The 11,713-nt window shown below is 54.4% G+C and carries 9 protein-coding genes and 2 tRNA genes; 5 read left to right on the forward strand and 6 right to left on the reverse strand.

What is annotated here, in order from left to right; all coding sequences use genetic code 11:
• Nucleotides 1-10 precede the first annotated feature (10 nt).
• The 4 genes from AM379_RS21170 (at nucleotide 11) to AM379_RS21185 (ending at nucleotide 1,722) form a co-directional block, all read left to right on the forward strand.
• Entirely contained in the window at nucleotides 11-469 is a 459-nt protein-coding gene (locus AM379_RS21170) for a YchJ family protein (RefSeq protein ID WP_032678338.1), read from the forward strand.
• Nucleotides 470-517: 48 nt separating this feature from the next.
• Entirely contained in the window at nucleotides 518-1,360 is an 843-nt protein-coding gene (purU, locus tag AM379_RS21175) for a formyltetrahydrofolate deformylase (protein ID WP_014170456.1), read from the forward strand.
• Between the two features lie 157 nt (nucleotides 1,361-1,517).
• Nucleotides 1,518-1,602 (forward strand) — tRNA-Tyr (locus tag AM379_RS21180).
• 35 nt (nucleotides 1,603-1,637) lie between these two features.
• Nucleotides 1,638-1,722 (forward strand) — tRNA-Tyr (locus tag AM379_RS21185).
• 61 nt (nucleotides 1,723-1,783) lie between these two features.
• Here AM379_RS21185 and AM379_RS21190 read toward each other — a convergent pair.
• Nucleotides 1,784-2,227, reverse strand: a complete 444-nt coding sequence (locus AM379_RS21190) for an Lrp/AsnC family transcriptional regulator (protein WP_014170457.1) — start codon at nucleotides 2,225-2,227, stop codon at nucleotides 1,784-1,786.
• A 107-nt stretch (nucleotides 2,228-2,334) separates the two neighbouring features.
• Between AM379_RS21190 and AM379_RS21195 the strand changes: the two genes are divergently transcribed.
• On the forward strand, nucleotides 2,335-3,231 hold the full coding sequence (locus AM379_RS21195; RefSeq protein WP_032678339.1) for a DMT family transporter: 897 nt from the start codon (nucleotides 2,335-2,337) through the stop codon (nucleotides 3,229-3,231).
• Here the strand turns inward: AM379_RS21195 and narI are convergent.
• The 5 genes from narI to AM379_RS21220 form a co-directional block, all read right to left on the reverse strand.
• Nucleotides 3,228-3,905 carry a respiratory nitrate reductase subunit gamma gene (narI, locus tag AM379_RS21200; RefSeq protein ID WP_014170469.1) on the reverse strand — a complete coding sequence of 226 codons (678 nt, stop codon included), beginning with the start codon at nucleotides 3,903-3,905 and terminating at the stop codon, nucleotides 3,228-3,230. The genes AM379_RS21195 and narI overlap by 4 nt on opposite strands.
• A complete protein-coding gene (narJ, locus tag AM379_RS21205; protein ID WP_025203924.1) occupies nucleotides 3,905-4,615 on the reverse strand; it encodes a nitrate reductase molybdenum cofactor assembly chaperone in 711 nt (236 codons plus the stop codon). The genes narI and narJ overlap by 1 nt, the downstream gene beginning before the upstream one ends.
• On the reverse strand, nucleotides 4,612-6,147 hold the full coding sequence (gene narH / locus AM379_RS21210) for a nitrate reductase subunit beta (protein ID WP_106504196.1): 1,536 nt from the start codon (nucleotides 6,145-6,147) through the stop codon (nucleotides 4,612-4,614). Before narH ends, narJ begins: the two co-directional genes overlap by 4 nt.
• Nucleotides 6,144-9,887, reverse strand: coding sequence for a nitrate reductase subunit alpha (locus AM379_RS21215; RefSeq protein ID WP_106504197.1), 3,744 nt, complete (start codon nucleotides 9,885-9,887; stop codon nucleotides 6,144-6,146). Before AM379_RS21215 ends, narH begins: the two co-directional genes overlap by 4 nt.
• 381 nt (nucleotides 9,888-10,268) lie before the next feature.
• Entirely contained in the window at nucleotides 10,269-11,666 is a 1,398-nt protein-coding gene (locus AM379_RS21220) for a NarK family nitrate/nitrite MFS transporter (protein WP_020882361.1), read from the reverse strand.
• Between the last annotated feature and the right edge of the window lie 47 nt (nucleotides 11,667-11,713).

Consider the following 11,713-nt stretch of genomic DNA (forward strand, 5'->3'; position numbering starts at 1 on the left):
GAAGAGAATCGTGTCTCAACTCTGCCCTTGTGGTAGCGCTCTGGAGTATAGCCTATGTTGTCAGCGATATCTGTCTGGCGATCAGGTTGCACCAGACCCGTCACACCTCATGCGTTCACGGTATACTGCTTTTGTGATCAAAGACGCAGACTACCTGATTAAAACCTGGCACCCGTCCTGCCACGCTGCCGATTTCAGACAGGATATTGAAGCCGGGTTTGCTAATACCCAATGGCTAGGCCTTACCGTCTATGAATCGTCAACGGGAAGTGATGCTGATGAAGGTTATGTCAGCTTCGTTGCCCGCTTTATCGAACGCAATAAGCCCAGTGCCATTATCGAACGTTCCCGGTTCTTAAAGGAAAGCGGGCAATGGTATTATATTGACGGAACGCGCCCTCAGTTTGGTCGTAACGATCCCTGCCCTTGTGGTTCAGGTAAAAAATTTAAAAAGTGTTGCGGGCAGTAATGCCTGACAACCCAGACTTCGCAAATACTCAAACAGGATTTCCCGGCGATGCAATCACTACAACGTAAAGTTCTGCGCACCATCTGTCCCGATCAAAAAGGGCTGATCGCACGAATTACCAACATTTGTTATAAGCATGAACTGAATATCGTGCAGAACAACGAGTTCGTTGACCACCGTACCGGACGCTTCTTTATGCGTACCGAACTCGAAGGGATTTTCAACGACACCACCCTGCTTGCCGATCTCGACAGCGCGCTGCCTGAAGGCTCCGTGCGTGAACTGACCCCCGCTGGCCGTCGTCGCGTTGTAATTCTTGTGACGAAAGAAGCCCACTGTCTTGGCGATCTGTTGATGAAAGCAAACTACGGTGGCCTTGATGTTGAAATCGCTGCCGTTATCGGTAACCACGAGACGCTGCGCACGCTGGTTGAACGTTTTGATATTCCGTTTGAGCTGGTCAGCCATGAAGGCCATACCCGTGAAGAACATGACAACCTGATGGCCAATGCTATCGAAGCGCATAACCCGGATTACGTGGTACTGGCGAAATACATGCGTGTGCTGACCCCATCCTTCGTGGCGCGTTTCCCGAACAAGATCATCAACATCCATCACTCATTCCTGCCAGCCTTTATCGGTGCACGTCCTTATCACCAGGCGTACGAACGCGGTGTGAAAATCATCGGCGCCACCGCGCACTACGTGAATGACAACCTGGACGAAGGCCCAATCATTATGCAGGACGTGATTCACGTGGATCACACCTATACCGCAGAAGATATGATGCGCGCCGGGCGTGACGTAGAGAAGAACGTACTCAGTCGTGCGCTCTATCAGGTCCTTGCGCAACGTGTGTTCGTTTACGGTAACAGAACGATTATTCTTTAATCGACAAGAAAATGAACTGGTTAGCTTTACAGCTTAACGCGTAAAATTCAGGCAACCAGTTTATTTTTATTGTGGTAACGCTTTACAGGGGCGTCTCATTTGATATGATGCGCCCCGCTTCCAGCAGGAAGCAGGCCAGTAAATAGCATTACCCCGTGGTGGGGTTCCCGAGCGGCCAAAGGGAGCAGACTGTAAATCTGCCGTCATCGACTTCGAAGGTTCGAATCCTTCCCCCACCACCATCTCTCAGCATTACCTCAAAATTTGAATTACCCCTGGTGGGGTTCCCGAGCGGCCAAAGGGAGCAGACTGTAAATCTGCCGTCATCGACTTCGAAGGTTCGAATCCTTCCCCCACCACCATCATCTCAAAGCCAATCCAGTGATGTATTTCAAACGATGTGTCATGCATAGCAACAGACGATCACATTGGTGGCAACCGGCGCTTCACCGGTGAACTTTTCACGATCGACGTATTACACTGAGCATGTTCCGCCAGACCATCAAGCAACGCATCCAGTTGCTCAATCGACCGCACGACCAGCCTGATAACAAAGCAGTCTTCACCGGTGACTTTATCGCTCTCAATACATTCCGGCATGGCCTGAATGTACTTATCTACCTTTTGCAGCAACCCCGGTAAAGGACGAACCCGCACCAGCGCCTGCAACGTATACCCCAACGCCGTCAGATTGACGCGCGCGCCATACCCTTCAATCACCCCACGCTCTTCCAGTCTTTTCAGACGCTCTGCTGTACTGGGAGATGTCAGTCCAATACGTCCGCTGAGTACCTTTAGCGACATGCGCGCATCCTCAACCAGACAGGCCAGGATTTGGCGATCGATGTCATCGAGAAGGTTTTCCATCGTTTTTACCTAATTTAAAAAAGTCATCACTGTCTTTCACCTTATATCAGCCATGTTATTCCCGACAGCGGTATTCGACAATATCGTCATTAATCAGGAGGTGAACAATGGGTGATGTACAAAAAGGCGTCTGGCAGATGAGCCTGGCGATGTTAATTTCCGGCTCGATTGGCGCGTTTGTTCTGCTTTCCGGCCTGCCAGTGACGGAAGTGGTTTTCTGGCGATGCCTGATCGGGGCGATGGCCCTTTTTATTTTCATCCGAATAAGTCGAAAACCATTTAGTCCGCTCACCCGTGTCACGCTACTGCTGGCAATTCTGGGCGGTGTTGCGTTAGTGGTGAACTGGTTGCTGCTGTTCGCGGCTTATGAACGTATTTCAATCGGCCTTTCTACCGTGGTCTATAACACTCAGCCGTTTATGCTGGTGTTGACGGGGATGTTTTTAGGAGAACGCGTGAGCCTGGTGAAATGGGGTTGGCTCGTTCTCGCCTTTGGCGGCGTGGTCATCCTGCTCTCCAGTGAGCTGAATGGCGCACAGGGCGAAGGCTGGCTCGCAGGAATCGGTCTGGCGATGGGAGCCGCTTTCTTCTACGCACTGACAGCCATAATCGCCCGCAGACTGAAATCAGTTGCGCCCCAGCATATCGCCTTTATTCAGGTACTGACCGGCGTGGTCATGCTGTTGCCCTTCGCCCACCAGCCGGCATTATCAGCTGATTTCCCATGGCCGATTTTACTGACGTTAGGTGTCGTCCACACCGGGATCATGTATCAGTTGCTGTATAGCGCGATCCAGAAGCTCCCGACGCCCGTTACCGGTTCTCTGTCTTTTATCTATCCCGTGGTGGCCATAATTGTCGATAACGTGGTGTTCGGACACTCGCTGAATATCACGCAACTGGCAGGGGGTGCATTGATACTGTTTGCGGCGGCAGGTAATAACCTGGGCTGGGGCGAGAAAAAACCCCGCGAGTGCGGGGTTGGGATCAAATCAGCACATTAGCGACGGGCGCGAACAATCTGATATTTGCGCGTCAGATACTCCACCGGTGCGCTCCAGATATGCACCAGACGAGAGAACGGGAACAGCACAAACAGCGTCATCCCGAGCACCAGGTGCACGCGGAAGATAAACGCCACACCGTCAAGGTGCTCAGACGCACCACCGTGGAAAGTCACCACAGACTGCGCCCAGCCGACCAGCTTCATCATTTCGCTGCCATCCATATGCTGAGCCGAGAACGGAATGGTCAGCAGACCCAGCGCACACTGCACCATCAGCAGGGACAAAATCAGAATGTCCGCGCCGGTGGTGGTCGCGCGAACGCGCGGGCTGAACAGACGGCGTTTGAGCAGCAGTAAACCGCCCACCAGCGTCATCACGCCGCAGGCACCGCCGGCAATCATCGCCATTTTCTGCTTCACCTCAATCGGCAGGAATGACTCATACATCCAGTGCGGCGTCAGCATTCCGAGGAAGTGACCCGCAAAAATCCCCAGGATCCCGATGTGGAACAGGTTAGAAGCCAGGTTCATCCCTTTGCGATCGAGCATCTGGCTGGAGGCAGCACGCCAGGTGTACTGGCCGTAGTCATAACGCAGCCAGCTTCCCACCAGGAACACGGTGCCCGCGATATACGGGTAAATGTCAAAGAAGAACATATTCAGGAAGTGCATTATTGCTGTCCTCCGTTAGAGATATTCAAATATTGCGGGGCAACGGCTCCGGCAAAACGACGTTGGTGAGCGGAGATTTCAGACTCACCGCAGTTCTGGTCAGCCATGAATTTCACCTGCTCCTCCTCCCAGACCGCATCCAGCGCCTGTGGCGTATCATCGCGGGCTTCATCGGCGATCTTCTCCGCAACTTTTTCACTGTCGACCGATGCGTTGGCGAGCTTCACCAGCAGGTCGAACAGCACCGCGTAACGGCTCTCGCGCTGCTGAAGTCGTGCGCCGAGCAGCGCCAGGATCGGCGCGATGTCCTGCAGACCCCCCAGCGCCTCCTCTTTAGGCAACTGCGCCAGATACTCAAGATAGAGCGGCAGGTGGTCCGGCAGCTCGCGGCTGTCGAGCTGCAGGCCGTGTTGCTCGTACTGTCCCATCAGGTCAACCATCGCCTGACCGCGGTCACGTGACTCACCGTGAACATGTTCGAACAGCAGCAGCGACGTCGCGCGTCCGCGGTCAAACAGCTGGCTGTAATCCGCCTGTGCATCCAGTAAATCGCGCGCTAACAGGTCCCGGAGGAAAACGGCCAGTGTCTGGGCATCCTCTTTCTCAAGATGTTCAGATGACGCGAGTGCATCAAAGAGCTCCTGCTGATGCTGCGCAAGCGCAGCATCCGGGTACTCGAGCAGACGCGAAACAATGACAAGTTCAATCATTGGTGCGGCTCCGTTTTGCTCGTCACATCCAGGGCATCGATGCGGCGGCTGTTGAAGAGATTGAATTTCGTGTCTGAACCGTGGCAACCGTCGCCAAAAGTAAAGCCACAGCCATTTTTCTCCGGGAAGGCTTCGCGAGCCAGTTCACGGTGGCTGCTCGGCACCACGAAACGGTCTTCGTAATTGGCAATCGCCAGGTAACGGTACATCTCCTGCGCCTGGGCTTCGGTCAGACCTACCGCTTCCAGTGCACGGGTATCGTTAACACCGTCAACGGTTTCAGCGCGTTTGAAGTGGCGCATCGCCAGCATACGTTTCAGCGCCAGCAGGACCGGCTGGGTATCCCCTGCGGTTAACAGGTTTGCCAGATACTGAACCGGGATACGCAGGCTTTCCACGTCTGGCAGAATGCCGTTGCTGCCGAGTTCACCTGCATCCGCAGCAGACTGGATCGGAGACAGCGGCGGCACGTACCAGACCATCGGCAGCGTGCGGTATTCCGGATGCAGCGGCAGCGCCAGCTTCCAGTCCATCGCCATTTTGTACACCGGAGACTGCTGCGCCGCGTCAATCACGCTCTGCGGAACGCCGTCTTTCAGCGCCTGCTCAATCACTTTCGGATCGTTAGGATCAAGGAAGACGTCCAGCTGACGCTGATAGAGATCTTTCTCGTTCTCGGTGCTGGCTGCATTTTCAATCGCGTCCGCGTCGTACAGCAGCACGCCGAGGTAACGAATACGGCCCACGCAACTCTCAGAGCAGACGGTTGGCATACCGGCTTCAATACGCGGATAGCAGAAGATGCACTTCTCAGACTTGCCGCTCTTCCAGTTGAAGTAGATTTTTTTGTACGGGCAACCGGTAATACACATACGCCAGCCGCGACATTTGTCCTGGTCGATCAGCACAATGCCATCTTCTTCACGCTTATAGATGGCTCCGCTCGGACAGGTCGCCACGCACGCCGGGTTAAGGCAGTGCTCGCACAGACGCGGCAGATACATCATGAAGGTGTTTTCGAACTGGCCGTACATCGCCTTCTGCATGTTCTCGAAGTTCTGGTCTTTGGCGCGTTTTTCGAACTCGCCGCCCAGAATCTCTTCCCAGTTTGGACCGCTGGTGATCTTATCCATACGCTGTCCGGTAATGAGCGAGCGTGGACGTGCGATCGGCTGATGTTTGCTTTCCGGCGCGTTGTGCAGGTTCTGGTAGTCGTAATCAAACGGCTCGTAGTAATCATCGATGCCCGGCAGATGCGGGTTGGCGAAGATTTTACCGAGCAGCATCGCACGGTTACCCATGCGCGGCTGCAGTTTACCGTTGATTTTACGGATCCAGCCGCCCTTCCATTTATCCTGGTTTTCCCAGTCGGTTGGGAAGCCTGTGCCGGGTTTACTTTCCACGTTATTGAACCACGCGTACTCCATCCCTTCGCGGCTGGTCCAGACGTTTTTACAGGTGACTGAGCAGGTATGACAGCCGATGCATTTATCCAGATTCAGCACCATGCCGACTTGTGAACGAATTTTCATTTTACGCTCTCCTGTACCTGGTCATTACCTTCGCCGTCTAACCAGTTAATATTCTTCATCTTACGTACCACCACGAACTCATCGCGGTTAGATCCTACCGTGCCGTAGTAGTTAAAGCCGTAGGCCAGCTGCGCATAGCCGCCGATCATGTGCGTCGGTTTTGGCGTAATACGGGTCACGGAGTTGTGAATGCCGCCGCGCTGCTCGGTGATTTCAGAACCCGGCAGGTTAACGATACGTTCCTGCGCGTGGTACATCATGGTCATCCCGGCCGGGACACGCTGACTGACAACCGCACGCGCCGTCAGCGCACCGTTGCTGTTGAACACTTCGATCCAGTCGTTATCTTCAATGCCCAGATCTTTGGCGTCCGTCTCGCTCATCCACACAATTGGGCCACCGCGGGACAACGTCAGCATCAGCAGGTTGTCGCTGTAGGTGGAGTGAATGCCCCACTTCTGGTGTGGCGTCAGGAAGTTCAGCGCCTTCTCCGGGTTACCGTTCGATTTCGTACCCATTACCGCTTTCACGGAGCGGGTATCGATTGGCGGACGATAAACCAGCAGGCTCTCACCGAAGTCGCGCATCCACTGGTGATCCTGATACAGGGACTGACGACCGGACAGGGTACGCCATGGGATCAGTTCGTGAACGTTGGTGTAGCCAGCGTTGTAGGAGACGTGTTCATCTTCCAGGCCAGACCAGGTCGGGCTGGAGATAATTTTGCGCGGCTGAGCCTGAATATCGCGGAAGCGGATCTTCTCTTCCTCTTTATTCGTCGCCAGATGGGTATGATCGCGACCGGTAAACTCACTCAGTGCCGCCCATGCTTTCACCGCCACGTGACCGTTGGTTTCCGGTGCCAGAGTCAGGATCATTTCTGCAGCATCAATGGCCGTGTTCAGCATTGGCTGGCCTTTGGCCGGGCCGTCCGCTTTGGTGTAATTGAGCTTACGCAGCAGGTCCATTTCGCTCTGGGTATTCCACGCAATCCCTTTACCCCCGTTACCGATTTTTTCCATCAGCGGGCCAATAGAGGTAAAGCGTTCGTACGTTGCCGGGTAGTCACGTTCAACGGGAATAATGTGCGGCGCTGTCACGCCCGGGATCAGGTCACACTCGCCTTTTTTCCAGTCCTTCACGTCCATCGGCTGCGCCAGTTCGGCTGCAGAGTCGTGCTGAATCGGCAGGGTCACCACATCGGTCTCTTTGCCCAGATGTCCTACGCACACTTCGGAGAATTTCTTCGCGATATCTTTGTAGATATCCCAGTCGCTTTTGGATTCCCACGCCGGGTCAACGGCTGCAGACAGCGGATGAATAAACGGATGCATATCCGAGGTATTCATGTCGTCTTTTTCATACCAGGTAGCAGTTGGCAGCACGATATCGGAATACAGGCAGGTACTGGATAGACGGAAGTCCAGCGTCACAACCAGATCCAGCTTGCCGTCCAGACCGTTGTCTTTCCACTCCACTTCTTCTGGTTTCACGCCGCCCTGCTTGCCAAGATCTTTCCCCTGAATACCGTTTTCAGTACCCAGCAGATATTTCAGCATGTACTCGTGGCCTTTACCGGAGGAGCCCAGCAGGTTAGAGCGCCAGATAAACAGGTTACGCGGATGGTTTTTGCCGTTTTCAGGCTGCTCGGCCGCAAAGCGAATGGTGCCGTCTTTCAGTGCCTTGACGGTGTAATCCGCCGGGGTCATGCCCGCTTTCTTCGCCTCGTCGGCAATGCGCAGCGGGTTAGTTCCTAACTGAGGTGCAGACGGCAGCCAGCCCATGCGTTCTGCGCGGACGTTGAAGTCGATCAGATGGCCGCTGTAGCGGGATTTATCCGCCATTGGCGACAGCAGTTCCTGGGCCGTTACCGTCTCATAGCGCCACTGGCTGGAGTGGTTGTAGAAGTAAGACGTACTGTTCATATGACGCGCCGGACGCTGCCAGTCGAGGGCAAACGCCAGTGGCTGCCAGCCCGTCTGCGGACGCAGTTTTTCCTGGCCGACATAGTGCGCCCAGCCGCCGCCGCTTTGACCCACACAACCGCAGAAGATCAGCATGTTGATCAGGCCACGATAGTTCATATCAAGGTGATACCAGTGGTTCAGACCGGCACCAACAATGATCATTGAACGGCCATGCGTCTTGTCAGCATTTTCAGCGAATTCACGGGCGATACGGGTGATGTGTGCACGCGGTACGCCAGTGATCTGCTCTGCCCAGGCTGGGGTATACGCTTTGATGTCGTCGTAGCTGGTTGCGCAGTTTTCATCATTCAGGCCGCGCTCCAGGCCGTAGTTGGCCAGCGTCAGGTCATACACGGTTGTCACTAACGCCGTCGACCCATCCGCCAGCTGCAGACGTTTGACCGGCAGCTTATGCATCAGGATGTTCTGCAGCTCAACTTTGTTGAAATGCTCGGACCCTTCGCCGCCGAAGTACGGGAAGCCCACATCAGCAATTTCGTCCTGGCTACCCAACATGCTCAGACGCAGTTCAGTCTCTTCACCGGTGGTACCGTTACGCTGCTCGAGGTTCCACTTGCCCTTCTCGCCCCAGCGGAAACCGATAGAGCCGTTGGGTGCCACCAGCTCGCCGTTATTGTTATAGGCGACCGTTTTCCACTCAGGATTGTTTTCCTGACCCAGCGCATCCACCAGATCGGCGGCACGCAGCGTACGGCCCGCTGCATAATAGCCATCACGCTCTTCCAGCATGACCAGCATCGGCATGTCGGTATAACGACGGACATAGTCAGTAAAATACTGGCTGGGTTTATCGAGGTGGAACTCACGCAGCATCACGTGGCCCATCGCCAGCGCCATCGCGGAGTCGGTACCCTGTTTAGGTGCCAGCCACAGGTCGCACAGCTTGGCAATTTCCGCATAGTCCGGGGTCACCGCAACGGTTTTGGTGCCTTTGTAACGCACTTCCGTGAAGAAGTGGGCATCCGGCGTACGGGTCTGTGGAACGTTAGAACCCCAGGCAATAATGTAGCTGGAGTTGTACCAGTCAGCGGATTCCGGCACGTCGGTCTGCTCGCCCCAGGTCTGCGGAGAGGCTGGCGGCAGGTCGCAGTACCAGTCGTAGAAGCTCAGACAGGTTCCGCCGATAAGCGACAGATAGCGAGCACCTGAGGCGTAAGAGACCATCGACATCGCCGGGATAGGCGAGAAGCCTGCAACGCGGTCCGGTCCGTAGGTTTTGACGGTATAAACGTTAGAGGCAGCAATCAGTTCGTTGACCTCTTTCCAGGAAGAACGAACAAAACCACCGCGCCCACGCGCCTGCTTAAAGCTTTTTGCTTTGTCGGCATCTTCGATAATGGATGCCCAGGCATCAACCGGATCGCTGTGCAGCACTTTCGCTTCACGCCACATTTTCATCAGGCGTTTGCGCATCAGAGGGTATTTCAGACGGTTGGCGCTGTACAGATACCAGGAGTAGCTTGCACCACGCGGGCAGCCACGAGGTTCGTGGTTTGGCATATCCGGACGGGTACGTGGATAGTCGGTCTGCTGCATTTCCCATGTCACCAGGCCGTTTTTAACGAAAATCTTCCAGCTACATGAGCCAGTGCAGTTCACGCCGTGGGTCGAACGGACGACTTTGTCATGCTGCCAGCGCTGACGGTAACCGTCTTCCCAGTCCCGGTTGGTCTCCAGAACCTGGCCGTGCCCATCGGCAAAAGTTTCACCCTTCTGTTTGAAGTAGCGAAACCGGTCCAAAAATTTGCTCATCGGGTATCTCCTGTATGGAGCCTGTGGCTCTCTAAATCGACATTGCTGATTTGCAGCGAAGGTAACGCTCTGATAGATGGCGAGAATTGATAACGATCAAGGCGGAGAGGGAGTTTCAGGTGGGGTATTAGATCGGATACCACCAAAGCGGTAGATTTTTAATTTTTATAATCCATTAATTTATAATGATATTTATAATTTATCGTACAAAAAGCAGGGCTAAATTTAACATCTCAGGTATTAAGGGGTAGACCGCCCTGTAAAGCGATGGCGATCACAGTGTTACCCGCAGGCATTGTTCCTCAAACGCCATCAGTATGTTGTAACTACTGTAGTAATAAAAAAACGCGGCCCGAAGGCCGCGCAAACGGATAATCACACTTACTTATTTTTTTTGGTATTACGGCCATATACCAGCCACGTAATCACTACGCAGGCGATATAGAAAACGAGGAAGACTTTCATTGCTCCTGCCGGAGAGCCGGTCAGGTCCAGAGAGATACCGAACGCTTTCGGAATAAAGAAACCGCCAATTGCGCCGATGGCAGAGATAAAGCCCAGTGCAGCAGCCGTATCCGTCGCGGCTTCACGCATGGCCTGCTCTTCGCTTCCGCCCTGCGCTTTAACGCGATCCATCGTCAGTTTACGGAAGATAACGGAAATCATCTGGAAGGTCGATGCGCTACCCAGACCGGCCGTCAGGAACAGCACCATAAACACGCCGAAGAAGGCGGTAAAGTTCCCCCCCTGGCCATTGGCTGGCAGCGTCAGGAACAGCAGCGCACAGAAAACAGCCATGATCACAAAGTTCACCAGCGTCACGCGTGTTCCGCCCAGACGGTCAGACACCATCCCGCCCAGTGAACGTGCCAGGGCACCGATGAACGGACCAAAGAAGGCAAACTGCAGGATCTGCACTTCCGGGAACTGTGTTTTGGACAGCATGGCAAAGCCTGCGGAAAAACCGATAAACGACCCGAAGGTTGCCAGATAAAGCAGCGCCATGACCCACAGGTGGCCGCGTTTCAGCACCGGCAACTGCTCGCTCAGCGAAGCCTTAGATGCCGACAGATCGTTCATAAAGAACCATGCCGCCAGGGTGAAGACCACCAGGAACGGAACCCAAATCCACGCCGCATTCTGCAGGTACAGGGAAGAACCATCTGCCTGCTCGACGCCACCGCCGCCAAAGGCTGCAAAAATGGAGACAGAGATTGCCAGCGGTGCAATTAACTGCATCACGCTTACGCCCATGTTTCCCAGACCGCCGTTAATACCCAGCGCACCGCCCTGCTTCGCTTTCGGGAAGAAGAAGCTGATGTTCGCCATACTGGAGGCGAAGTTAGCGCCAGCAAAACCGCACAGCAGGGAGATAATCACGAACACGCTGAAAGGCGTGGAGGTATCCTGCACCGCAAAACCCAGCCACACGCAAGGTACGATCATGATGCCCGTACTGAACGCCGTCCAGCGACGACCACCAAATACCGGCACCATAAACGCGTAAGGGACGCGCAGCAGCGCACCGGACAGCGACGGCAACGCGGTCAGCATAAACAGCTGATCGGTCGTAAAGGTAAAACCCACTTTTGGCAGATTGACTGCCACTGCACTAAACAACATCCATACGCAAAACGCTAACAGCAAACACGGAACGGAAATCCACAGATTCCGGCTCGCTATACGATGGCCGCGCTGTTGCCAGAACGCCGGATCCTCTGGACGCCATTCAGTAATAACGGCACCATTTTCCCTTTCGGGAGCGGATGAGTGACTCATAGACACCTCTGATTCTCGAATGATGCTGCAAACATTAGGGTTTTAGG

The organism is Enterobacter cloacae complex sp. FDA-CDC-AR_0132 (assembly GCF_003010695.1).
Taxonomy (GTDB): Bacteria; Pseudomonadota; Gammaproteobacteria; order Enterobacterales; family Enterobacteriaceae; genus Enterobacter; species Enterobacter ludwigii.

What these genes read in the sequence shown, in the direction of transcription:
- AM379_RS21215 (WP_106504197.1), bottom strand. Translation starts at nt 9,887, where the DNA reads ATGAGCAAATTTTTGGACCGGTTTCGCTACTTCAAACAGAAGGGTGAA.
- AM379_RS21195 (WP_032678339.1), top strand. Translation starts at nt 2,335, where the DNA reads ATGGGTGATGTACAAAAAGGCGTCTGGCAGATGAGCCTGGCGATGTTA.
- AM379_RS21190 (WP_014170457.1), bottom strand. Translation starts at nt 2,227, where the DNA reads ATGGAAAACCTTCTCGATGACATCGATCGCCAAATCCTGGCCTGTCTG.
- narH (WP_106504196.1), bottom strand. Translation starts at nt 6,147, where the DNA reads ATGAAAATTCGTTCACAAGTCGGCATGGTGCTGAATCTGGATAAATGC.
- AM379_RS21220 (WP_020882361.1), bottom strand. Translation starts at nt 11,666, where the DNA reads ATGAGTCACTCATCCGCTCCCGAAAGGGAAAATGGTGCCGTTATTACT.
- narI (WP_014170469.1), bottom strand. Translation starts at nt 3,905, where the DNA reads ATGCACTTCCTGAATATGTTCTTCTTTGACATTTACCCGTATATCGCG.
- narJ (WP_025203924.1), bottom strand. Translation starts at nt 4,615, where the DNA reads ATGATTGAACTTGTCATTGTTTCGCGTCTGCTCGAGTACCCGGATGCT.
- purU (WP_014170456.1), top strand. Translation starts at nt 518, where the DNA reads ATGCAATCACTACAACGTAAAGTTCTGCGCACCATCTGTCCCGATCAA.